At 53.9% G+C, this 21,930-nt stretch carries 23 protein-coding genes; 14 read left to right on the forward strand and 9 right to left on the reverse strand.

The features are described from left to right. The first annotated feature begins 115 nt into the window (after nt 1–115). From ACPUC7_RS18575 to ACPUC7_RS18605, 7 genes are all read left to right on the forward strand, one after another. A complete protein-coding gene (locus tag ACPUC7_RS18575; RefSeq protein ID WP_494924004.1) occupies nt 116–1,345 on the forward strand; it encodes an MFS transporter in 1,230 nt (409 codons plus the stop codon). 186 nt (nt 1,346–1,531) lie between these two features. Then, nucleotides 1,532–2,851 carry a histidinol dehydrogenase gene (hisD, locus tag ACPUC7_RS18580; protein WP_494924005.1) on the forward strand — a complete coding sequence of 440 codons (1,320 nt, stop codon included), beginning with the start codon at nt 1,532–1,534 and terminating at the stop codon, nt 2,849–2,851. Between the two features lie 10 nt (nt 2,852–2,861). Then, nucleotides 2,862–3,623 carry an SDR family NAD(P)-dependent oxidoreductase gene (locus ACPUC7_RS18585; RefSeq protein WP_494924006.1) on the forward strand — a complete coding sequence of 254 codons (762 nt, stop codon included), beginning with the start codon at nt 2,862–2,864 and terminating at the stop codon, nt 3,621–3,623. 9 nt (nt 3,624–3,632) lie between these two features. Then, the gene (locus tag ACPUC7_RS18590; protein WP_494924007.1) at nt 3,633–4,814 is read left to right on the forward strand and encodes an MFS transporter; all 1,182 of its coding nucleotides are present in this window, start codon (nt 3,633–3,635) and stop codon (nt 4,812–4,814) included. 2 nt (nt 4,815–4,816) lie between these two features. Beyond that, entirely contained in the window at nt 4,817–5,533 is a 717-nt protein-coding gene (locus ACPUC7_RS18595; protein ID WP_494924008.1) for an alpha/beta fold hydrolase, read from the forward strand. After that, nucleotides 5,515–6,297, forward strand: a complete 783-nt coding sequence (locus ACPUC7_RS18600) for an HpcH/HpaI aldolase family protein (RefSeq protein ID WP_494924009.1) — start codon at nt 5,515–5,517, stop codon at nt 6,295–6,297. The genes ACPUC7_RS18595 and ACPUC7_RS18600 overlap by 19 nt, the downstream gene beginning before the upstream one ends. 10 nt (nt 6,298–6,307) lie before the next feature. After that, a complete protein-coding gene (locus ACPUC7_RS18605) occupies nt 6,308–7,474 on the forward strand; it encodes a cupin domain-containing protein (protein ID WP_494924010.1) in 1,167 nt (388 codons plus the stop codon). A 70-nt stretch (nt 7,475–7,544) separates the two neighbouring features. Here the strand turns inward: ACPUC7_RS18605 and ACPUC7_RS18610 are convergent, their stop codons facing one another. The 4 genes from ACPUC7_RS18610 to cpxP all read right to left on the reverse strand — a co-directional run bounded on the left by ACPUC7_RS18610 (nt 7,545) and on the right by cpxP (nt 11,470). Further along, a complete protein-coding gene (locus tag ACPUC7_RS18610; RefSeq protein WP_343554549.1) occupies nt 7,545–8,534 on the reverse strand; it encodes a sulfate ABC transporter substrate-binding protein in 990 nt (329 codons plus the stop codon). Nucleotides 8,535–8,680: 146 nt separating this feature from the next. Next, nucleotides 8,681–9,643: a 6-phosphofructokinase gene (gene pfkA, locus ACPUC7_RS18615; protein ID WP_101760662.1), complete on the reverse strand. Its 963-nt coding sequence runs from the start codon at nt 9,641–9,643 to the stop codon at nt 8,681–8,683. 202 nt (nt 9,644–9,845) lie between these two features. Then, entirely contained in the window at nt 9,846–10,754 is a 909-nt protein-coding gene (fieF, locus tag ACPUC7_RS18620) for a CDF family cation-efflux transporter FieF (RefSeq protein ID WP_494924011.1), read from the reverse strand. Between the two features lie 203 nt (nt 10,755–10,957). Next, on the reverse strand, nt 10,958–11,470 hold the full coding sequence (gene cpxP / locus ACPUC7_RS18625; RefSeq protein WP_494924012.1) for a cell-envelope stress modulator CpxP: 513 nt from the start codon (nt 11,468–11,470) through the stop codon (nt 10,958–10,960). 149 nt (nt 11,471–11,619) lie between these two features. Here cpxP and cpxR point away from each other — a divergent pair, with 149 nt between their 5' ends. From cpxR to trmL, 3 genes are read left to right on the forward strand one after another with little or no spacing between them, the layout of a single operon-like run. Further along, complete coding sequence (gene cpxR, locus ACPUC7_RS18630; protein ID WP_007885339.1) at nt 11,620–12,318, forward strand: envelope stress response regulator transcription factor CpxR; 699 nt, start codon at nt 11,620–11,622, stop codon at nt 12,316–12,318. After that, the gene (gene cpxA / locus ACPUC7_RS18635) at nt 12,315–13,691 is read left to right on the forward strand and encodes an envelope stress sensor histidine kinase CpxA (protein WP_343554841.1); all 1,377 of its coding nucleotides are present in this window, start codon (nt 12,315–12,317) and stop codon (nt 13,689–13,691) included. The genes cpxR and cpxA overlap by 4 nt, the downstream gene beginning before the upstream one ends. A 39-nt stretch (nt 13,692–13,730) precedes the next feature. After that, nucleotides 13,731–14,204 carry a tRNA (uridine(34)/cytosine(34)/5-carboxymethylaminomethyluridine(34)-2'-O)-methyltransferase TrmL gene (gene trmL, locus ACPUC7_RS18640; RefSeq protein WP_494924013.1) on the forward strand — a complete coding sequence of 158 codons (474 nt, stop codon included), beginning with the start codon at nt 13,731–13,733 and terminating at the stop codon, nt 14,202–14,204. On the opposite strand, the gene cysE is transcribed toward trmL, so the two are convergent. From cysE to ACPUC7_RS18665, 5 genes are all read right to left on the reverse strand, one after another. Next, nucleotides 14,201–15,016 carry a serine O-acetyltransferase gene (cysE, locus tag ACPUC7_RS18645; RefSeq protein ID WP_343554843.1) on the reverse strand — a complete coding sequence of 272 codons (816 nt, stop codon included), beginning with the start codon at nt 15,014–15,016 and terminating at the stop codon, nt 14,201–14,203. The two genes, trmL and cysE, sit on opposite strands and share 4 nt — an antisense overlap. Nucleotides 15,017–15,085: 69 nt before the next feature. Then, a complete protein-coding gene (gene gpsA, locus ACPUC7_RS18650) occupies nt 15,086–16,105 on the reverse strand; it encodes an NAD(P)H-dependent glycerol-3-phosphate dehydrogenase (RefSeq protein ID WP_494924014.1) in 1,020 nt (339 codons plus the stop codon). Beyond that, nucleotides 16,105–16,569 carry a protein-export chaperone SecB gene (secB, locus tag ACPUC7_RS18655; protein ID WP_343554845.1) on the reverse strand — a complete coding sequence of 155 codons (465 nt, stop codon included), beginning with the start codon at nt 16,567–16,569 and terminating at the stop codon, nt 16,105–16,107. Before secB ends, gpsA begins: the two co-directional genes overlap by 1 nt. 40 nt (nt 16,570–16,609) lie before the next feature. Continuing rightward, nucleotides 16,610–16,864: a glutaredoxin 3 gene (gene grxC / locus ACPUC7_RS18660; protein ID WP_007885328.1), complete on the reverse strand. Its 255-nt coding sequence runs from the start codon at nt 16,862–16,864 to the stop codon at nt 16,610–16,612. Between the two features lie 18 nt (nt 16,865–16,882). Continuing rightward, a complete protein-coding gene (locus ACPUC7_RS18665; protein ID WP_008109709.1) occupies nt 16,883–17,314 on the reverse strand; it encodes a rhodanese-like domain-containing protein in 432 nt (143 codons plus the stop codon). A gap of 249 nt (nt 17,315–17,563) precedes the next feature. Between ACPUC7_RS18665 and envC the strand changes: the two genes are divergently transcribed. The 4 genes from envC to ACPUC7_RS18685 are packed head-to-tail and all read left to right on the forward strand — an operon-like array spanning nt 17,564 to nt 21,910. Then, complete coding sequence (gene envC / locus ACPUC7_RS18670; RefSeq protein ID WP_494924015.1) at nt 17,564–18,865, forward strand: murein hydrolase activator EnvC; 1,302 nt, start codon at nt 17,564–17,566, stop codon at nt 18,863–18,865. Between the two features lie 3 nt (nt 18,866–18,868). After that, nucleotides 18,869–19,765 carry a divergent polysaccharide deacetylase family protein gene (locus ACPUC7_RS18675; protein ID WP_494924016.1) on the forward strand — a complete coding sequence of 299 codons (897 nt, stop codon included), beginning with the start codon at nt 18,869–18,871 and terminating at the stop codon, nt 19,763–19,765. Nucleotides 19,766–19,776: 11 nt separating this feature from the next. Beyond that, a complete protein-coding gene (locus ACPUC7_RS18680; RefSeq protein WP_494924017.1) occupies nt 19,777–21,006 on the forward strand; it encodes a glycosyltransferase in 1,230 nt (409 codons plus the stop codon). After that, nucleotides 20,999–21,910, forward strand: coding sequence for a hypothetical protein (locus ACPUC7_RS18685; protein WP_494924018.1), 912 nt, complete (start codon nt 20,999–21,001; stop codon nt 21,908–21,910). Before ACPUC7_RS18680 ends, ACPUC7_RS18685 begins: the two co-directional genes overlap by 8 nt. Nucleotides 21,911–21,930 lie beyond the last annotated feature (20 nt).

Raw genomic sequence — 21,930 nt, forward strand, 5'->3', positions numbered from 1 at the left:
TTTCGTAACTTCGGCCGTTGAATACGTATTCAAAGAAAACCAAATAATCGACCCGGACTCAGGAAGAAACCCGCGTTTTTAGTCACATATCTGGCTTGAAAAGAGGTTCAACACTATGTTTCGAGCACTGTTTAGCCGTCCCGAGTTGTTGGCGTTTTTTTTAATGAGCGTGATGTTTTTTATCTGTATTCACGGCTTCGATGCGTTCATGGCACCGTACATGGTGCGCTTGGGCATTGAACCGCAAACCATCGGCATGATCATGGGCGCTTCTGGTTTGGCCTCGTTATGCATCCGTTTTCCACTCAGCGTCATCTCCGACGTGATGAAAAATCGCAAAGTGTTTATGCAGTTCGCGTTGTTGTTGCCGGTGATCGCCTGGCCGCTGGCGTGGATGTTCCCCGCTGCGCTGACGTTCTGGCTGGCCAAGCTGGCATGTGGCATCGCTGCCGCCAGTTGGGTGCTCTACAACATTATTTTCATTCGCTATTTTCGTCGTGATGAAGCACCTGCCGCCGTGGCCTTGCTGGCGCTGGCTGGGCCGATTGGCGTGTTTATCAGTAACGCGATTTGCGGCGCAGTCGCGCTGTGGTTCGGCGATACGCATGCGTTTTTTGTCCCTGCGGCCGCCGGTTGTCTGGCGTTGCTGCTCAGCCTGCGCATTCGTGAAGGGGAAGATATTCACCGTGCGCCCCATCTCAAAGCCTGCGTGGAAAGTGCCAAACGTCAGCTTGGCGACAGCACCATCTGGTTTATTGGTTTGCTGGCGACGGTAGTGATTCTGGTGCCGTTCGCCACGCGCGACACGCTCACACCGATTTACGCGCAGCAGTTGGGTGCCAAAGCGGGCACGCTGGCGGTGCTGAGCAATATCCATTTGTTGTTTTATGGCATAGCCGTGGCGATGTGCAGTTCGGTGTTTTATAAGCGACTTGGCTTAGTGAACACCGCGCTGGTTGGCATTGGTCTGCAAATCATCTCGTCGGTTTTCATGCCGTTCACCAGCAACCTGTGGCTGATTTATCTGTGGCAAGGTCTAGCTGGATTTTCCTTCGGCATGGCGTTCGCGGTGTTTATGTCACTCAGCGTGGTGAATACCACGGAGAACGAACAAACCACGCGCATGGGGCTGTTCCAAACCATTTACTCATGCGGCATGTTTTTCGGCCCGGTGCTGATGGGCGTGCTGTTGCAGCACGTGAATTTGTCGGCCGGATATTGGGTGATTGGCGGATTGTGTCTGATCGCCGGATTGCTGACGCCGCTGGCCGCGAAGCGGGTGCAGATGCGTCATATGCGTCGTGCCACTGAAAACCATGAAGAAGTTGCTGAACGCGTGAGTTAATAACGGTCACCTTAAATGGCGACCCGACGAAGTCCTAAACCCCCGTTTCACGGGGGCTTTTTGCTGCCTGTCACTTGAAAAAACTGCGTAATTTCTCACTTTTCACCTTTTCTTTTTTTGCCGCTTTACGTCTTTTGCATACGTATGCAAACCTATTTCTCGGGATGCAATTACGAGGAAAAGAACATGGCAATCTGGTTAAAACAGGCGGCAGCAAAAGCCGAACGTCAACAGCAGCAACAGCGCGTACGCAGCGATGTGGAAGCGGTGCTGGCACAGATCGAAGCGCGTGGTGACGAAGCCGTACGCGAACTCTCAATCAAATTCGATGGCTTCGCCCGCGATGATTTCCGCTTATCGCCGCAGGAGATCAACGCCTGTTTGCAGCAGCTGAGCAAGCAGGACGTTCGCGACATCGAGTTCGCGCAAGAGCAGGTTTATAACTTTGCGCAAGCACAGAAAAGCTGCCTTAGCGATCTGGAAATCGAAACCCGCCCAGGCGTGATTCTCGGCCATCGCAACATTCCCATCAGCAACGTCGGTTGCTATGTGCCGGGCGGCAAATATCCGCTGCTGGCGTCGGCGCATATGTCGATCATCACCGCCAAAGTGGCCGGTTGCGATCGTATCGTCAGCTGCGCACCGCCGTTCCACGGCCAACCGGCGGCGGCGATTGTCGCAGCACAATCCATGGCGGGTGCGCACGAGATCTATGCGTTGGGCGGCATTCAAGCGGTCGGTGCGATGGCGATGGGTACCGAACGCATTGCACCGGTCGATATGCTGGTTGGGCCGGGCAACGCGTGGGTGGCCGAAGCGAAACGCCAGCTGTTTGGCCGCGTTGGCATTGACCTGTTTGCTGGCCCAACTGAAACGCTGGTGATCGCCGATGACAGCGTGGATGGCGAACTGTGCGCCACCGATCTGCTCGGCCAGGCGGAACATGGCCCAACATCTCCGGCGATTTTACTCACCTGTTCGCGCCAGCTTGCCGCCGATACCGAACGCTTTATCCACCAGCTTCTGCTGCAACTGCCAACCGCCGACGTGGCGCAAAAAGCCTGGCACGATTACGGCGAAATCATTCTGTGTGCCAATCACGAAGAAATGCTGGCGGAAGCCAACCGTATCGCCTCTGAGCATGTGCAGGTGATGACCGATCGTGATGATTGGTATCAGCAAAACATGCGTAATTACGGCGCGCTGTTCCTCGGCCCGCGTACCAATGTGGCGTTTGGCGACAAGGTGATCGGCACCAATCACACGCTGCCGACGCTGGGCGCATCACGCTATACCGGCGGTTTGTGGGTGGGGAAATTCATGAAAACCTGCACCTTCCAACGCGTGACCAGCGACGTCGCCTCAGCGGAAATCGGTGCCTACTGTTCACGCCTCGCGCTGTTGGAAGGCTTTGCCGGTCATGCCGAACAAGCCAACATTCGCGTGCGTCGCTACGGGCAGCAAACGGTGCCGTACGCCGCGCCCGCGCCAGTTGGTGCGAAATAAGGAGGTGCATATGGTGCCGAATACGCCCTCTTTCCGCCTGGATGGACATCGCGCGCTGGTGACCGGCGGTTCGCGCGGCATCGGCTTTGCTGCCGCTGTCGCGCTGGCACAAGCCGGTGCGCAAGTGTGGATTGCCGCGCGCGATGGCGATCGCCTCGCCAGCGCGGTGCAGCAAGCCGCCGAAGCTGGATTAACGCTGCATCCACTGCCGCTCGACGTGTGTAACACCGCGCTGGTGCGTCAAACCTTAGACGAGTTGCCGAGCTTTCATGTGCTGGTTAACAGCGCGGGATTGGCGCGCCACCAGCCGTTTTCGCAAGTGAGTGAAGCCAATTTCGATGCGGTGATGGAGGTGAATCTGCGTGCCACCTTCTTTCTGTCGCAGCTGGTTGTGGCGGGCATGCAAGCCGCGCAGCACGGCGGCAGCATCATTCATCTCTCCTCGCAGATGGCACACGTCGGTGGCCCGCAGCGCAGCGTCTATTGCGCATCAAAAGCGGCACTGGAAGGGTTAACGCGTGCCATGGCGCTGGAACTGGGGCGCGATGGCATCCGCGTTAACACGCTATGTCCGACATTTATCGAAACCGAACTGTCGCAAGCTTCGCTGGCGGATGAAGCCTTCCGCCAGCAAACGCTGCGCCGCATTCAGCTTGGCCGCCTTGGCACGTTGGAGGATGTGATGGGGCCAGTGGTGTTTCTGGCGTCGCCCGCCGCCGCGTTAATTACCGGCAGCGCGCTGAAAGTCGATGGCGGTTGGACGGCTTATTGAGGAATAACCATGAAAGCATTACTGCGTCGCGATGTGCTGTTGTTTTTCATTATTAGCCTGCTGTTTTTTATCAGCATTCACGCCTTTGATCCGTTTCTTGCGCCCTACATTACTTCGCTGAATGTGGAAGCGCGCGTGATGGGTATCATCATCGGTGCCACCGGTTTGGCCTCCATGTTGCTGCGTTTTCCCACCGGCATCTTGTCGGATCGCTTTCGCAGCCGGAAACGCATTATCCAGATTGGTTTGCTGTTTACCCTGCTGGCCTGGCCGGTGGTGTATGTATGGCCGACGCCGGAAACGCTGTTTATCGCCAAACTGGCCGATGGCGTGACCAGCGCGACGTGGGTGGTTTACAACGTGATGTTCGTGGCCTATTTCCCACCACTGGAAGCCGCCGCTGCGGTGGCGATGCTGAGTGTCACTTCGCCGGTTGGCACCTTTATTGGCATTTCAGTGGCGGGATTTATCGCCCGTCATTTTGGGGCGGAATCGAGCTTTTTAGTCGCCTCCAGCGCCGCACTGTTGGCGCTGCTGCTGACCTTTTTCATCCGCGAAGAACGTCCGCAAGCGATGCCAACCGAACAGCGGCTTTCGGCGGTGCGCGTGCAACTGCGCGATCCGTCGGTGTGGTATCTCGGCGGGCTGTGCGCGTTGGTGATGATGGTGCCGTTTGCCACCCGCGATACCTTAACGCCGCTGCTGGCGGAAGGTTTCGGCATGGCGGCGGCATCATTGGCGACCTTGAGCGGCATTCATCTGTTTTTTTATGCGCTAGCCACCGCGCTGTGTGCGCCCTTCTTCTATCGCGTACTCGGCTTGCGTAATACCGCGATTATTGGCGGCTTGCTGCAAGGTGCGGTGGCAATTGCCATGCCTTACGCGCCGAACATCTGGCTATTGTACGGCTTGCAAGCGCTAGCGGGCTGCGCCTTCGGCATGATCTCCACGGTGCTCAATTCGCTAATCGTGACCCGCACACCCGCCTGGCAACAATCCACCCGCGTTGGCTTGTATCAAAGCATCTACTCTGCCGGGATTTTCTTTGGCCCGGTGCTGGTTGGCTACATCAAGTATTACTTCGCGATGCAGCAAGGTTTCATGGTGATTGGCGTGATTTCGCTGCTGTCGCTGCTGCTGGTGCGGCATGTGATGCAGATGGTCAATGCGCGTCCGGCGGCGGAGGGCTAAGTATGTCGATTCCATTAGTCCTGCTCGGCGGCACGCTGTGTGATGCCGCGCTGTGGCAACCGATTTGTCGTTTGCTGCCGCAGCAACCCGTCATCATTCCAGAAATCGGCGGTGCGGAGAGCGCTGAGCAGCTGGCGGCGCAGTTGCTAAACAAGCTGCCTCCGCGCTTTTTACTGGCTGGATTTTCGCTCGGCGCCTTGGTGACGCTGGAGATGCAAGCCCAAGCGCCGCAGCGTATAGCGGGATTGACGCTGATGGCGGTCAATCCTCTGGCCGATGCGCCGACCAATGCCGCCGGACGCATTGCGTTGCTGGCACAAGCCGAAGAACACGGCATGACGCCCGTCATTGAGCAGCTGTGGCCGCGCTATGTGCATGCATCGCGGCTGGCGGACAGCGACCTGTTTCATACGTTGTGCGCGATGGCGATGCGCAACAGCCTTGAACGCTTTCGTCAGCAAACCGCCATCGCCATTCAACGTCGCGATCTGCGCCACACCTTACCCGCGCTGCATGCGCCGCTGCTGATTCTCAACGGCGACAGCGACGTCATTTGTACCCCCGAACATCATCACCTGCTGGCGAAAGCAGCGCCGACTGCACGCCACATCACGCTTGAGCAATGCGGACACTTTCTGCCGCTGGAACAGCCGCAAGCCTGCGCCAGCGCGCTGCAAACCTGGATAAAGGAGAGCGAACAATGCGTATCAACCCACTGAAACAACGCCGTGAACCGATCATTAACGGCTGGCTGGCGATTCCCAGCAGCTACAGCGCTGAGATTGCCGGTCACCAAGGTTACGACGCAGTAACCGTAGATTTGCAACACGGCCTGATTGATTTTGCTGCCGCGTTGAGCATGTTGCAGGCGCTATCATCAACACCCGCTACGCCGCTGGTGCGTGTCTCGCACAATGAACCGGCACAGATCATGCGCATGCTGGATGCCGGGGCGTACGGCATTATCTGCCCGATGATCAACGACGCCGAAGAAGCGCAGCGTTTTGTGGATGCTTGTCGCTATGCGCCGCAAGGTTCGCGATCGTTCGGCCCGGCGCGCGCCTTGTTGTATGGCGGCAAAGATTATCCGCAGCATGCCAATCAACAAATCTTGACGCTGGCGATGATTGAAACCCGCGCCGGGTTAGCCAATCTGGATGCGATTCTTGATGTCGATGGCCTGGACGGCGTATTTATCGGCCCCAATGATCTGTCTTTAACGCTGACCGGCCAGGCCAGCGCCGAATCGCAGCATCCTGAAATGCTCAATGCCATTGAACGCGTGCTGAGCCGCACGCGCGCCTGCCACAAGCTGGCGGGGATTTTCTGCACCAGCGGAGAAGCCGCCGCGCAACGTGTGGCGCAAGGTTTCCAATTGGTCACACCCGCCAATGATGTCATGCAATTAACTCATGCCGCACGCCACGCCGTTGCCAGCGCGCGCGGCGAAGCGCTGCCTGCGCGTTCCGGTTCGGGTTATTAAGGAGAAGAAAATGAAACAGCAAACGTTAACTGCCGCTGCGGCACGCACCCGCCTGATCGCGCCAGAAGATATGGTTTCGTGCAATCTGGCGTTTATCGACTGCAAACTGCCGGGATCGCATCTCAAGCAAAACTACTCGTTTATCGGGCCGGGTGTGACGCAATCGTCTGAGCAGGTGATCAACATTCCTGAAGCGCACGGCTTCAATATTGGCGCGGCGGCGATGCCGAAAGGCGTGACCAACAATCTGCATCTGCATTTCACTGCCGAAGTGTTCCTGATCCACGAAGGTCGCTGGCGTTTTCGTTGGGGCAACCAAGGCGAAAATGCGCTGGAGCTGGAAGCACCCGCGATTGTCAGCCTGCCAACGTGGATTTTCCGTGGCTTCACCAATGTCTCCGCTACCAATACCGATGGCTGGGTATTTACCGTGCTCGGCGGCGATAACACCGGCGGCATTATCTGGCATCCAGAAGTGATGGCGGCGGCAGCAGAGTATGGACTCTATCTCAGCCCGAATAACATGCTGATCGATACCTCAGCCGGTGCCGCGATTCCGCCAGTTGCGGAGCGCATGCTGCCGTTGCCGCAAGCAGAAATGGCGAAACTGGCACATTACACGCCAGAGCAAATGGCGCAATTTGCCGTAACCGGCGAGCAGCGTGCGTGGTGCGATCATGCTTTGCTGGATGGGATGTTGCCGGGACACGGCGCGCGTATGGCGCCGGTGATTGGCTATGGCATCAGTCAGGATCGCCAGGTCAATCCGCCGATCATTGTACCCCATGGCTTCTCAGTGGAATGGCTGGCGCTGCCCGCCAACGGCGAAATGGGCGCGCATCGCTGCGAGCAGGTTCAGGTATTGATGGTGTTCAAAGGCTCGCTGCAAGTGACGTTTAATCGTGATGGCGAGGAAGTGACGATTAACGCGCCGGAACGCTCGGTGGTTTCCGTACCTGCAAATAGCTGGCGGCGTTATCAGGCGCAGAATGGTGAATGCGAAGTGGTGATCACCACGGCTGGCGACGGACGCAAAAGAATTGAGTGGGATAAAGCGATTGTCGATGCTGCCGCGGAGTTAGGTTGGGGACTCGATCCGGATGGTTATCTGGTGCGGCAAGCGCTGCTGCCATTGGTGGCACAGCGCGCAGGGCGACGGTTGGCAACGCAGGAATAAAAAAGGTCACCATGAATGGCGACCCTACGGTTCTAGAGGCGGTCCAAAGGGACCGCCAGCATTAAAGTGATTACGGCTTCATCACCTGGTCATAGCTGCCGCCATCAGCGAAGTGGGTTTTCTGCGCTTGCGTCCAGCCACCAAACTTGCTGTCGATGGTGAACAGCTTCACTGGCGCGAAGGTGCTGGCGAATTTCTTCGCTACCGCTTCGTCACGCGGACGGTAGAAGTTCTCGGCGGCGATGGTTTGACCTTCAGGTGAATAAAGGTACTTGAGATAATCTTCGGCCACTTTCCGCGTGCCCTGCTCATCCACCACTTTATCCACCACGGAAACCGTTGGCTCCGCCAAAATCGACTCGCTTGGCGTGACGATTTCAAACTTGTCTTTACCCAGCTTATCAACCGCCAGATAGGCTTCGTTTTCCCACGCAATCAGCACGTCGCCAATGCCGCGTTCAACGAAAGTATTGGTGGCGCCGCGTGCACCGGAATCCTGCACTTCGACGTTTTTAAACAGCGATTTGACGTAAGCCTGCGCTTTGGCCTGATCGCCACCGTTTTGATCCAGCGCCCAACCCCATGCCGCCAGATAGTTCCAGCGTGCTCCGCCTGAGGTTTTTGGGTTTGGCGTGATAACAGAAACGCCCGGTTTAATCAGATCCGGCCAATCATGAATGCCTTTCGGGTTGCCTTTGCGCACCAGGAATACGATGGTCGACGTGTACGGCGCAGAGTTATCCGGCAGGCGTTTGATCCAATCTTTATTGATACGACCTCGGTCAGCAATAGCATCCACATCGGATTGCAGCGCCAGCGTAACCACATCAGCACGAATGCCATTGATCACTGAGGTCGCTTGTTTACCTGAACCGCCGTGCGACTGGCGAATCACCACGTTGTCGCCGGTTTCTTGTTTGTAGTGGGCGCTAAACGCTTTGTTGTACTGCTCGTACAGCTCACGAGTAGGATCGTAAGAGACGTTTAGCAGCTGAATATCCTTTGCCAGAACACTGGTTGAAGCCAGTAACAGGGTGACACCAATACTCCACTTGTTCATTGCTTGCTCTCCCGAGGTCGTTATAGAACAAGACTGACACAAACTTATCCATGAATTAAAGAATTAAAAATAAGCTGTTATAACTTGGTGGAATATATACAGAGATGAAAAAGGCGCGATTTGCGTCGCGCCTTGATGTGGCAGGATTAGTAGAGTTTTTTCGCGGTATCCAACCAATCGCGTTTGAATGGACGCTTCATGTTTTCAATCGCATCGATGATGTCGTGATGCACCATCTTCTCATTCTGAATACCGACGCAACGACCGCCGTAACCTTGCAGCAGCAGCTCGATTGAGTAAGAACCCATGCGTGACGCCAGAATACGGTCATAAGCGCAAGGCGCGCCGCCACGCTGAATATGGCCAAGTACGGTCGCGCGTGTTTCGCGTTTGGTTTCGGCTTCGATAAAGTGCGCCAGATCGTCGATATCACAGATGTGCTCAGTGATCGCCACGATAGCGTGCTTTTTACCTTTGGCGATGCCCGCTTTGATTTCAGCCACCAGCTCTTCGCGGGTATATGGAATCTCTGGCAATACGATGAACTCACATCCACCAGCAATCGCCGCCGCCAGGGTTAAATCGCCGCAGTAACGGCCCATCACTTCAACAATGGAGATACGTTGGTGGGAAGATGAGGTGTCACGCAGGCGGTCAATCGCTTCAACCACAGTTTCCAGCGCGGTGAAATAACCGATGGTGTAATCGGTGCCCGCCACGTCGTTATCGATGGTGCCCGGTAAGCCGATGCACGGGAAACCCATTTCAGTCAGGCGCTTGGCACCCATGTAAGAACCGTCACCGCCGATGACCACCAGCGCATCAATGCCGCGCTTTTTCATGTTATCAATCGCGGTTTGACGCACCTCATCGTTACGGAATTCTGGGAAACGCGCGGAACCGAGGAAGGTGCCGCCACGGTTGATCATGTCTGACACGCTGTAGCGGTCGAGGTTGATCATGCGATCTTCGTACAAGCCCAGATAGCCGTCGTAGATACCAAAAACTTCAAGTCCTTCACTCAGCGCGGAACGTACAACTCCGCGAATGGCTGCGTTCATGCCTGGGGCGTCGCCGCCGCTGGTCAGTACTCCGATTTTTTTGATCATGACAACCTCTGGATTGTTCAAAACTAAGGATTATTCCTGCCATGTGCCCGGCTAGGGACCCGCTCGCGATCGCATGGCTTAATAGTTGCAGAATAGTATATCAAAGGCATGCTGCTGAATTGATTCAGGTCAGACAAGTTTTCGCTATTTTTTTACAGAGTTGTTAGCGTTCCGTCATTTTTTATGTGCAACAACATGATTTTTATACGCTAAAACTGGAAAAACCTTGTTGATTTCCTGGTACAACAGAACAGGGATCCTGATGGATGATCACGTCCGAGCCGGGAAACTTTTGCAGGATCGCCTGTTCTATTTGATCGGCCACCTGATGCGCCTGCACCAACGGCAAGTGATCGTCCATCTCTAAATGCAATTGGATAAAGCGCGTTGGGCCAGATTGACGCGTGCGTAACGCATGTGCACCGCGTACGCCGGGCCAATGGGTTACCACATCGATAATCGCCTGCTTTTCCGCTTCCGGTAACGCGCGATCCAGCAGCGACTGTACCGCCTCATAACCCATGCGCAACGCGTTGTAGAGGATGTACACGCCAATGCCCAACGCGAATAACGCATCCGCTCGTACAAAACCATAGCTGCTTAAGCCCAGCGCGACTAATATTGCCCCGTTCATCACCACATCGGATTGATAGTGCAGCATGTCGGCACGAATCGCCTGGCTACGCGTGCGACGCACCACCCAGCGCTGGAATGCCACCAAAATCAGCGTTGAAAACAAGGCAATCACCGTGACGACGATGCCGACCAATGGCGCATGCAGCGTGTTGGGTGAGGCCAGATGTTGAAAACCGGTGAGAAACAGAAACAGCGCCGAACCCGAGATAAACATGCTCTGCGCCAGCGCCGCTAGCGACTCGGCTTTGCCATGTCCAAAGGTGTGATCGTCATCGGCTGGCTGCAGCGAATAACGCACCACTAACAAGTTAGTGAGCGATGCGGCGATATCCACCAAAGAATCCACTAACGCCGCCAACATACTAACCGATCCGGTATGCCACCAAGCGAAAATCTTGACGATTAACAATGAAGTCGCCAGCGTGGTGGCCGACAATGCCGCCCGGTTAACTAATTTTGCATAGGAAGAATCCATGCCTTGCCTCGTCGGCTCTCGCACCTCTTAGATGCGGCCTTATGATTTGCAGAATGGCTAAAGTTTATCACCGGCTAATGTGCGCTGCGTGATTGAATTCTAAGGTAATGATGTGAGAGAGAAATGACAGGCAAAAAAAACCCCCGCATCATGCGGGGGAAGACAGGGATGGTGTCTATGGCAAGGAAAACAGGGATACTATGTTACTGGTTACTGCTGGTACTACTCACTGCTTGCAGCGGTGATGATGGCTGCAATCCTGAGAGGCGACGAACTTCAGCGATTCGGCGCTCATAATTCTTCTGCAATGTCGCTTGCTGTGCAGGCGTTAGCAGGTGGTACATCTGGTTACGAACCCGAGCCATTTCGACTTGCTGTTCTATCGCTGCGCGGGCTTGCTTTTCTGCCTGCTGTCGAATAGCCGATTCGTTAAATTTGTCTGCAATGACAAGGTCATGCATAGTTTCTATATCTTGAACGCTGATGGTTGGACGCTCGTGTCGCGCTTGCTGCATCAGGTCTCGCATCTGTTGCCGCTGTTGCTCAGTGAGCTCAATACCATCGAACATGTAGCTTTGCGGATTTTGCGTCATACTGCCTGTCGTCAATCCGCTGTTCGGATGCATCTCGTCAATCGTCGTCTTGTCAGCTGCTTCGGCGTTGGCCTGACTGAGAACCATCGCTGAGGCAATGACGACGGCGGTTAAGTAGCGCATCGTTAACTCCCAGTTCGTTCCGTTTGCGATTCAACGAGAGCCAGTGTACGGCGGTGGCTGCAAACATCCGTCAGGGGGTGTAAAACTACGTAAAGCGTTGGATTGCAAGTCAAGGAACACGGTATTTTGCCTGCGGAGGGCAATAAAAAATGAATAAAATCCTGTTGGTTGATGACGACCGCGAATTAACTTCGCTGCTTAAAGAACTGCTTGAGATGGAAGGTTTTGAGGTGATTGTGGCAAGCGATGGTGAGCAAGCGCTTAACCTGCTGGACAACACCGTAGACTTGTTATTGCTTGATGTGATGATGCCGAAGAAGAACGGTATCGATACTTTGAAAGAACTACGCCAACAGCATCAAACTCCGGTCATTATGCTAACCGCGCGCGGCAGCGAACTGGATCGCGTTTTGGGCCTTGAACTGGGCGCGGACGACTATCTGCCTAAACCTTTTAACGATCGCGAACTGGTGGCGCGTATTCGTGCCATTTTGCGCCGTTCCAACTGGAGCGAGCAGCAACAACAGCACGACAATAGCTCACCAACGCTGGAAGTGGATTGCCTGCGCCTGAATCCAGGTCGTCAGGAAGCCAGTTTTGACAGTGAAACGCTGGATCTCACCGGCACCGAATTCACCCTGCTCTATTTGCTGGCTCAGCATCTCGGTCAGGTGGTTTCGCGTGAGCATCTCAGCCAGGAAGTGTTGGGCAAGCGTTTAACGCCGTTTGACCGCGCTATTGATATGCACATTTCTAACCTGCGTCGTAAATTGCCGGAACGTCGTGATGGTCATCCGTGGTTTAAAACCCTGCGCGGACGCGGCTATCTGATGGTTTCGGCATCATGATTGGAAGTTTAACCACCCGCATCTTCGCCATCTTCTGGCTTACGCTAGCGTTGGTGTTGATGCTTGTTTTAATGGTGCCGAAACTCGATTCACGCCAGATGACCGCGTTGCTGGAAAGTGAACAGCGTCAAGGCACCATGATTGAACAGCATGTTGAAGCGGAATTATCGCAGGATCCGCCGAACGACCTGATGTGGTGGCGCCGTTTGTTCCGCTCCATCGACAAATGGGCGCCGCCGGGTCAACGCTTGTTACTGGTGACTAGCGAAGGCCGCGTGATTGGCGCACAGCACAATGAAATGCAGATCATCCGCAATTTTATCGGCCAGTCTGATAATGCTGATCATCCGCAGAAGAAAAAGTATGGTCGCGTTGAAATGGTTGGCCCTTTCGCGGTACGCGATGGTGAAGATAACTATCAACTCTACCTGATTCGACCCGCAACCAGTTCGCAGCTCGACTTCGTCAATTTGCTGTTCGATCGGCCTTTGTTGTTGCTGATTGTCACCATGTTGATCAGTTCTCCCCTACTGTTGTGGCTGGCGTGGAGCCTGGCGCGCCCCGCTCGCAAACTAAAACATGCGGCGGATGAAGTGGCGAGCGGCAACTTGCGCCAACATCCAGAACTGGAATCAGGTCCGCAGGAATTCCTCGCTGCGGGTTCGAGTTTCAACCAAATGGTGAGCGCGCTCGAACGCATGATGACAGCGCAACAGCGCCTGCTATCCGATATCAGTCATGAATTGCGTACGCCATTAACCCGTTTGCAGCTGGCAACAGCTTTACTACGTCGTCGTAATGGTGAAGGCAAAGAGCTACAGCGCATCGAAACAGAAGCGCAGCGTCTGGATGGCATGATCAACGATTTGCTGGTGTTGTCACGAACGCAGCACAACAACGCGCTGGTTAGCGAAGCGATGAAAGCCAATCAGCTGTGGAATGGGGTGCTGGAAGACGCCAAGTTTGAAGCCGAGCAGATGGGTAAACTGATGGATGTGCCTTATCCGCCGGGGCCTTGGCCGCTGTACGGTAATCCGCATGCGCTGGAGAGTGCGCTGGAGAATATCGTGCGTAACGCGCTGCGCTATTCAAATTCACACATCAGCGTCAGCTTCTCGGTAGATATCGAAGGTATCACCATCCATGTCGATGACGATGGCCCAGGCGTCAGCCCTGAAGATCGTGAGCAGATTTTCCGTCCGTTCTACCGCACCGATGAAGCACGCGATCGCGAATCTGGCGGAACCGGTTTGGGCTTAGCGATTGTTGAAACCGCCATTCAGCAACATCGCGGTTGGGTGAAAGCCGATGACAGCCCGTTGGGCGGTTTGCGCCTGACGTTGTGGTTGCCGCTGTACTCCGCTCGCCAATAATTTGGTATGCTTCGGCCCCTGTTTTCCGGGGGCCGATTTATGCTGAACATTGTCTTATTTGAACCTGAAATCCCGCCAAATACTGGCAACATCATCCGCCTGTGTGCAAATACCGGTTTCCAATTACACCTGATTGAACCGCTGGGCTTCGCCTGGGATGATAAGCGTCTGCGCCGCGCCGGATTGGATTATCACGAATATACCGCTTTGAAAAAGCACGCGAATTACGCGGCATTTTTGGCGGCTGAAGCACCACAACGTCTGTTCGCGCTCACGACCAAAGGCACGCCAGCGCACAGCGCGGTAAGTTATCAGAAAGGTGATTATTTGCTGTTTGGTCCAGAGAGCCGTGGCTTGCCAGCAGAGATTCTCAACGCGTTACCCGCGGAGCAGAAAATCCGTATTCCGATGATGGCAGAAAGCCGTAGCATGAATCTGTCGAATGCGGTGTCGGTGGTGGTGTATGAAGCGTGGCGCCAACTCGATTATGCTGGCGCGCTGATCAAAGGCTAGATGCCGTCGCCGTACTCAAAACCTGCGCCGTTAAACAGCTGATCCATATCCATTGACGGTTTATCACTGGTCGGTTTGCCAACGATACGTGCTGGCACACCGGCCGCCGTAGTATGCGGTGGCACAGGCTGCAACACCACAGAACCGGCACCGATTTTCGCGCCGCGTCCTACTTCAATGTTGCCAAGGATCTTGGCTCCCGCACCAATCATCACGCCTTCACGGATCTTCGGATGACGATCGCCGCTGGTTTTACCGGTACCGCCGAGCGTCACCGATTGCAGGATGGAAACATCGTTTTCGATAATTGCCGTTTCACCAATAACAATGCCAGTGGCGTGATCTAACATGATGCCGCGACCAATGCGTGCTGCCGGGTGAATATCGACGGCAAAAGAGACGGATATTTCGTTTTGCAGATATACCGCCAAGGCGCGGCGGCCTTCTCGCCATAACCAATTGCCAATGCGATACGCCTGCAACGCGTGGAAACCTTTTAGATACAGCAACGGCGTCGAGTACTTATCGACGGCGGGATCGCGCTGGCGGACCGCCTGAATATCGTAGGCCGCAGAAACAATCATTTCCGGGTCTTCGCGATAAGCTTCTTCCACGATTTCGCGAATGGCGATGGCGGGCATGATCGGGTTCGCCAGCTTGTTCGCCAGCATGTAGCTGAGCGCGCTGCCGAGATTTTCGTGCTTGAGTAATGTCGCATGGTAAAAACTGGCCAGCATTGGTTCACAGTCGGCCAGCGCTCTGGCTTCGGCTTTGATATGGTTCCAGACCAGCTCTAACTCTTCAGACGACATTGCTGTTTGCTCCCGATAAAAAAAGCGCCTGATAGGGCGCTACAGGTGATGACGCTGTCGCATCCTGCTTCAGCTTTGGCTGTTCTCGTCCTTCCGTGCACGGCCAAGTAACGTCAATGCTGCCTCTCGCGCTGATTTTCCGCAATAGAGCACCTGATAAATCTGCTCAGTGATTGGCATTTCTACGCCTACGCGCGCCGCCAATGCTTTGACTTCTTTGGTGTTTCTGTAACCTTCTACAACTTGTCCGATAATGCGTTGCGCCTCATCAACGCTCTCGCCTTGTCCCAACATCATGCCGAAACGACGGTTGCGCGACTGATTATCGGTACACGTCAGCACCAAATCGCCTAATCCTGCCATGCCCATAAAGGTGGTGGCATCGGCACCTAATGCAGCACCCAAGCGACTCATTTCGGTCAGGCCACGGGTGATCAATGCGGTACGCGCATTAGCACCAAAACCAATACCGTCAGAAATCCCCGCACCAATCGCAATCACGTTCTTCACTGCGCCACCTAACTGCACGCCGATGAAGTCCTGATTGTTGTAGACGCGGAAACTTTTGCCGCAGTGCAGCTTTTGTTGCAGATCTTCAGCGAACTGCGCATTTGTCGCCGCCAAGGCAATAGCGGTTGGCATACCTGCTGCCAGCTCTTTTGCAAAGGTTGGCCCGGAAATCACCGCCAGAGGAATCGCATCACCGAGAATCTCGCGCGCGACATCCTGCAACAATCGTCCTGTCTCTTTCTCCAATCCTTTGGTCGCCCAGACGATACGTGAATCAGCACGCAAATGCGGTTTAAGCTGCGTCAGCACATCGCCAAATACGTGGCTCGGCACCACAACCAGCAGATCGCGGCTGGCGCTAACCACAGTAGCTAGATCGGCTTCAGGAACAAGATTGTCAGGGAAAGGGACATCGGGCAGGAAAGCGGCATTGCAGCGGTCAGCTTGCAGCTGCGCTACGCTTTGTGGATTGTGGCCCCAAAGCAGAACCGGATGGCCATTGCGGGCCAGCGTGATGGCCAATGCGGTGCCGTACGAGCCGGCACCGATGACGCTAATTGAAGCGTTGAGTGTAGTCATCAGGCATCCTGATGTGGCGCTTCGCCTTCACCTTGCTGCTGCAGATAGTTCATGAACAGCGCATCAAAGTTAACTGGCGCGAGGTTGAGCTGCGGGAAGGTGCCGCGAGAAACCAGGCTAGTAACGCACTCACGCGCATACGGGAACAGAATGTTCGGGCAATACGCACCAAGGCAATGCGCCATTTGCGTGCCTTCGATACCGCTGATGGTGAAGATACCAGCCTGCTGGACTTCACACAGGAAGGCAGTGTCTTCACCAACGGTAGCGGTAACGGTAACGCGCAGAACCACTTCAAAAACGCCATCAGCCAGCTGAGAAGAGGCGGTATCCAGATCCAGTTTAACTTCAGGTTCCCACTCTTTCTGGAAAACCTGCGGCGCGTTTGGCGCTTCGTAAGAGACGTCTTTGGTGTAAACACGTTGAATCTGGAACTGCATTTCGCTGTTGCTTTGTTCTGACATGAGACTAAATCCTGTGAGTTAAAATTGTCTGATCGAAAAGTTATGCCTGGAGTAAAGGATCAAGTCCTTGACGCCCATCCAGCGCGTAAAGATCGTCGCAGCCGCCAATGTGCTGCGCATCAATAAAAATCTGAGGCACCGTGGTACGGCCGCTGCGTTGGATCATCTCTTCACGTTTCGCCGCGTTCCCGTCAATGGGAATCTCCTGGAACGACACGCCTTTTTGATCTAATAACGCCTTGGCACGGTGGCAATAAGGACAAGTGACTTTGGTGTAAATCTCTACGTTCGCCATTTGGTTACCTCTAAGAAATTATTTACCGCGCACCAGCGGCAGATTTTCGCCGCTCCAGCCGCTCACGCCATCTTTCAATACGGAGACTTTTTCAAAACCTGCTGCGCTCAATTTCGCTGCAGATTCACCCGCACTTTGACCGGTGGCGCAAACTACAATTATGTGCTGTGACTTGTGCTTTTCCAGCTCGCCAAAGCTCTCTTTTTTAATGTCTGCTGCCGCTACGTTAATTGCCCCTGAAATGTGTCCTTTGCGGTAATCGTCACGTGAACGAACGTCTACCACCACCGCGTCCTCTTTATTGATCAGGTGGGTTGCTTCACCACGACTGATGGTTTTTACTTTAGAGAACATACCTTTAACGGTGGTCACAATCACGAGGACGAGTAAAGCAACCCATGCCAGACTGAGGATGGGGTGATTGCTTGCAAACTGCATAATTTCTTGCATGAGGGGTAACGACTCCAAACCGGGCTGATAAGCTAAAACAAGGGTTCTGAGTATACCTGCGCCACTTCGCATGTACAGTCGCTAACGGGCCAGAGTTACGATTTGTGCGTCATTTTCCAAAAAAAGTGTTCTAATCGCAAAATTAAGACAAAGTTTATGCCGTTAAGCTCGGTACAGACATTTTTAGCAAAGTAAAACCCGGCCGGGCTAACTGGTAAGCGGCTGTTCATCGTGGAATAATTATCGACTATGAAGGGAAAAGCGACCGTTACACATACAAGGACCCGTTTCAACGGCCCCACGCATCCGTTGGCATTTCGCTGGTCTGAAATATCCCTCAGTCTGCTGGTAGCGGGCGCACTGTTAATGCCTGTTGCCGCACGCAGCGCGGATGACAATAAAACGCAGTTAAAGTCGATCCAGCAAGATATCGCTGAGAAAGAAAAAAGCGTTAAAGCGCAAAAAATTCAACGCAGTAAACTATTGGATCAACTGCAAAGTCAGGAAAAAGTGATTGCGCAGGCCAGTCGGCAACTGCGTGAAACACGCAACAGCCTAAGCACGCTTGACGCAGAAATCGCGCAGCTTAGCGCGTCAATTTCTCGTCTGGAAAAGCAGCAAGCGCAGCAGGAGAAACTGCTTGCGGAACAATTGGATGCTGCTTTCCGTCAAGGCCAACACAATGGCGTACAACTGCTGCTGGGCGGTGAAGAAGCGCAGCGTAGTGAGCGCATCCTTGCCTATTTCGGCTATCTCAACGCCGCACGTCAGAAAAACATCGACGATCTTAAGCTAACGCAGCAACAGCTCGCGGAACAGCGCCAGTCGCAGCGCGCCAAACAAGATCAGCAAAAATCTTTACTTGCCCAGCAGCAGACACAACAAAGCAAATTAGAAACCGCCAGCGCGGCGCGCAAAAAGACGCTTAACGTGCTGGAAAGCTCACTGCAAAAAGATCAAGCCGATCTGGTCGAAATGCGCGCCAACGAAAGCCGCTTGCAAGACAAAATTGCCAAGGCGGAACGTGAAGCGCGTGAACGTGCTGAACGTGAAGCGCGCGAAGCAGAAAAAGTGCGTCAGCGTCAGGCACAGGCAAAAGCCAAAGGTTCTAGCTATCAGCCCACGCAAAGTGAGCGTGAGTTGATGGCGCGTACCGGCGGATTAGGTAAGCCCGGCGGGCAAGCCGTCTGGCCGGTACGAGGACGTATCGAACACCGCTTCGGTGAATCCATGCAGGGCGAACTGCGCTGGAAAGGTCTGGTGGTTGATGCGCCAGAAGGCACCGAAGTGAAAGCCATCGCTGATGGTCGCGTATTGATGGCCGACTGGCTGCAAGGCTACGGTCTGGTTGTGGTACTGGAGCACGGTAAAGGCGACATGAGCCTTTATGGCTATAACCAAAGCGCACTGGTGAGCGTCGGTGCTCAGGTGAAGGCAGGACAGCCTATCGCCCTTGTGGGCACCAGCGGCGGCCGCGGCACGCCCTCGCTCTACTTTGAAATCCGACGTCAAGGACAGGCCGTCAATCCACTCCCGTGGTTAGGAAGATAAGTTTTGTTTCGACCCTCTAAGCTCTCGGCCGCCGTGTGCGGCCTGTTTTTCACACTTTCCGCGCATGCTGGAAAGCTCTCCATCGTGATCGACGACTTTGGTTATCGCCCGGTCGAAGAGAATAAAGTGCTGCAAATGCCCACGGCGATTTCGGTTGCCGTGTTACCTAATGCGCCACATGCGCGAGAGATGGCAACCAAAGCCCATCAGGGCGGTCGCGAAGTGCTGATTCACTTGCCCATGGCTCCGCTCAGCAAACAACCGCTGGAAAAAGACACACTGACTCCGGAAATGAGCAGCGCGGAAATTGAGCGCATTATTCGCGAAGCTTCCGGAAAAGTGCCTTATGCGGTCGGTTTGAATAATCATATGGGCAGCAAGATGACTTCCAGCCTGCCCGGCATGCAGAAAGTGATGCAGGTGCTGAATCACTATAATTATTACTTTCTCGATAGCATGACCATCGGCAACAGCCAATCCGTTCCAGCGGCGCAAGGCACCAAAGTTAAGGTACTGAAACGTCGCGTATTCCTTGACGATAGCCAGAATGAAGCCTCGATCCGCACCCAGTTTACCCGTGCAGTTAAACTGGCGCAGCGTGACGGCTATGCGATTGCCATCGGCCACCCGCATCCCACCACGGTTCGCGTGCTGCAACAGATGCTTCCGACCTTACCCGCCGATATCACCTTGGTGCGCCCAAGCCAGTTGCTAAATGAACCGCTGCATCAAGGCACTACGCCGCCGCCCGCCAAACCGTCAGCGCCACACTTCCGCGCGCCTGGCACGTGTAAGGCAAACAAGCCTGTGCCACCGGTGCCGCAGAGTCGCGCTATTGAGCTGATAGGCGACAGCATTGTGCAAAGCCGCTTGGTTCAGTCGATAAAGCAACTCTTCTGATATCAGGAGAAATGAGATCCATGAGAAAGAAAATTCTGCTGTTGGATACCGGGCGCGAATGGGGTGGCGGCACCAACAGCATGCTGGAGTTGCTGAAGCGCATTGATCGGCAGAAATTCGATGTGACCTGCTGTTTCTATAACAACTATGCGCGCGGAAACAGCGAAACCATTGAATCGATTTTAAATTCGATTGCTATTCCGGTGATTTTTATTGCGCAGCAACGCCAGCCTAAATGGGCGAAAATAAGCAAAGAGTTGTTACGCACGCTATTTATGTTCAACCGTTCATTAAAGAAAGAGATGGTCGATCGCGTTGATGAGAAGTGGCGTGTGCGGCCGAATGCACAACAGATCGCCTCGATATTACAAACCGGGCAGTTCGACGCGTTGTATATGAACAATCAACCCAGCACCAATGTAGAAGGTTATCGCGCTGCCAGGGATTTAGACATCGCGTTAATTCAGCATTGCCGCATTGAGCCGCAATTGAACGATCGCTTAGTTAAGATGGTCAATCAGCGTGTGGATGCGATTATTGCCGTCTCACACGGAGTGAATCAGACATTACGCCAAAGCGGGATTGATGCGCAGCGTTGTTTCACCGTCTCCAACGCTATCGATATCCACCAAACATTACCAAGTCGCGCGCAAGTGCGCGAACGTTTGGGCTATGCCACGGAAACGTTCGTATTTGGCTCGATCGGTTCTCTTATTACACGTAAAGCGAACCACCATATTTTGCAGGCTTTAGGAAAATTTAAACGCGCACATCCTGAGGCCAATTGGAAAATGGTGGTTGTGGGTTCAGGGCCAGAGCAGGAAAAGCTGGTTGTGCTGGCGCAAAATGAGCAGATCGAAACACACGTCATATTTACCGGCTTTCAAAATAATCCGCTAGATTATTTGTCGGCTTTCGACACGTTTATTCTGGCTTCAAGCAGCGAAGGTTTACCGCGCGTGGTACTGGAATCGATGCTGGTAAAAACCGCGGTTATTGGCTCGAAGGTGGTAGGTACCGCAGAATTAATCAATCATGACGAAACCGGATTGCTTTTCGAGTATGGCGATGTTGATCAATTAAGTCGTTTCCTTACGACTGTTTGGCAAGACGCAAACTTACGCCAGCGGTTAATCGATACTGCGGAAGCGCGCGTGCGCGAAAATTACGCTATAGAGAATTATGTTACCGGTGTCGAAATGATTCTGGGAAACTGCATTGAAAGGAAAACACATGTTTGAATTCTTCAATAAAAACTACCGTCATATTCGCTCACGCCACAACATTCCCTATTCGTCGGGAAGTGCGCAAGGCAATACACCGGTAACGTCAATTGTGATTCCTTGTACCGGTGCTGACTATATTGAAGAAGCCTTGTTGAGCGCAGAGTTTGCCGCTCGCTTTACGCAAGACATTGAAGAAATTGTCATTGTTAGCGACCAACCTGAACAGGCTTTTGGCCCATTGCCAGCGAAAACACGCGTGGTTACGTTGGACGTTCCTCTGCGCGAGGAAAGTTATCGCTATAAGCAAATCTATCGCAGCCGACTGATCAAAATACAAGCACCGCTGCAGGCCAAAGGTGAAGGTATTTTGATGATCGATTCCGATCTCAATCTGCTTAACGCCCCCAATATCAACATGCATGCTGGACATCTTTATTCGAGCTTTCGCCAGGGAAAGATGATCGCCAAATTAGCCGGTGCAGAGGAAAGTGCGATTCCAGCTTACTACAAGCCTGCAATTCGGCCCTATTTTGAAGACCACGTGAATGGCGCTTATTTAGCGGCAACGCGACAAACCTGGAAGCGTATTTGCCCATTGTGGTTAACGCTATTTCAGGATACCTGGGAATTGATGAACGACAGCCAACCGCCGACAGATCAACTTCCGCTTTCAGCGTTATTGGATATGCTCGATATTCGCACCATTAATTTAGGCGAATGGGCGAACTGGCCGGTTTCTAAGAAAATTGGCGGGACTTCAGCGGTCATTCCCACCGAGGTGATTGGCGCACACGGCGGTTTTCCATTGAGTGAATGGCAGAAGTATTTGCAAGATCCCACTCAGCCACTCACTTTCAAAGGTCAGGATTACACGCGCAAAGTGCGCTACCTGACGGATGCAGAGAAGAAGCAATCTTGACATTCTCCGGCCAAGTGGCC

The sequence above is a fragment of the Pantoea sp. CFCC18179 genome (assembly GCF_059412405.1).

What these genes read in the sequence shown, in the direction of transcription:
- ACPUC7_RS18680 (WP_494924017.1), top strand. Translation starts at nt 19,777, where the DNA reads ATGAGATCCATGAGAAAGAAAATTCTGCTGTTGGATACCGGGCGCGAA.
- ACPUC7_RS18665 (WP_008109709.1), bottom strand. Translation starts at nt 17,314, where the DNA reads ATGCAAGAAATTATGCAGTTTGCAAGCAATCACCCCATCCTCAGTCTG.
- trmL (WP_494924013.1), top strand. Translation starts at nt 13,731, where the DNA reads ATGCTGAACATTGTCTTATTTGAACCTGAAATCCCGCCAAATACTGGC.
- hisD (WP_494924005.1), top strand. Translation starts at nt 1,532, where the DNA reads ATGGCAATCTGGTTAAAACAGGCGGCAGCAAAAGCCGAACGTCAACAG.
- ACPUC7_RS18575 (WP_494924004.1), top strand. Translation starts at nt 116, where the DNA reads ATGTTTCGAGCACTGTTTAGCCGTCCCGAGTTGTTGGCGTTTTTTTTA.
- ACPUC7_RS18595 (WP_494924008.1), top strand. Translation starts at nt 4,817, where the DNA reads ATGTCGATTCCATTAGTCCTGCTCGGCGGCACGCTGTGTGATGCCGCG.
- envC (WP_494924015.1), top strand. Translation starts at nt 17,564, where the DNA reads ATGAAGGGAAAAGCGACCGTTACACATACAAGGACCCGTTTCAACGGC.
- ACPUC7_RS18585 (WP_494924006.1), top strand. Translation starts at nt 2,862, where the DNA reads ATGGTGCCGAATACGCCCTCTTTCCGCCTGGATGGACATCGCGCGCTG.
- ACPUC7_RS18600 (WP_494924009.1), top strand. Translation starts at nt 5,515, where the DNA reads ATGCGTATCAACCCACTGAAACAACGCCGTGAACCGATCATTAACGGC.
- secB (WP_343554845.1), bottom strand. Translation starts at nt 16,569, where the DNA reads ATGTCAGAACAAAGCAACAGCGAAATGCAGTTCCAGATTCAACGTGTT.
- fieF (WP_494924011.1), bottom strand. Translation starts at nt 10,754, where the DNA reads ATGGATTCTTCCTATGCAAAATTAGTTAACCGGGCGGCATTGTCGGCC.
- cpxP (WP_494924012.1), bottom strand. Translation starts at nt 11,470, where the DNA reads ATGCGCTACTTAACCGCCGTCGTCATTGCCTCAGCGATGGTTCTCAGT.
- ACPUC7_RS18685 (WP_494924018.1), top strand. Translation starts at nt 20,999, where the DNA reads ATGTTTGAATTCTTCAATAAAAACTACCGTCATATTCGCTCACGCCAC.
- ACPUC7_RS18605 (WP_494924010.1), top strand. Translation starts at nt 6,308, where the DNA reads ATGAAACAGCAAACGTTAACTGCCGCTGCGGCACGCACCCGCCTGATC.
- gpsA (WP_494924014.1), bottom strand. Translation starts at nt 16,105, where the DNA reads ATGACTACACTCAACGCTTCAATTAGCGTCATCGGTGCCGGCTCGTAC.
- pfkA (WP_101760662.1), bottom strand. Translation starts at nt 9,643, where the DNA reads ATGATCAAAAAAATCGGAGTACTGACCAGCGGCGGCGACGCCCCAGGC.
- cpxR (WP_007885339.1), top strand. Translation starts at nt 11,620, where the DNA reads ATGAATAAAATCCTGTTGGTTGATGACGACCGCGAATTAACTTCGCTG.
- cpxA (WP_343554841.1), top strand. Translation starts at nt 12,315, where the DNA reads ATGATTGGAAGTTTAACCACCCGCATCTTCGCCATCTTCTGGCTTACG.
- grxC (WP_007885328.1), bottom strand. Translation starts at nt 16,864, where the DNA reads ATGGCGAACGTAGAGATTTACACCAAAGTCACTTGTCCTTATTGCCAC.
- ACPUC7_RS18610 (WP_343554549.1), bottom strand. Translation starts at nt 8,534, where the DNA reads ATGAACAAGTGGAGTATTGGTGTCACCCTGTTACTGGCTTCAACCAGT.
- ACPUC7_RS18590 (WP_494924007.1), top strand. Translation starts at nt 3,633, where the DNA reads ATGAAAGCATTACTGCGTCGCGATGTGCTGTTGTTTTTCATTATTAGC.
- cysE (WP_343554843.1), bottom strand. Translation starts at nt 15,016, where the DNA reads ATGTCGTCTGAAGAGTTAGAGCTGGTCTGGAACCATATCAAAGCCGAA.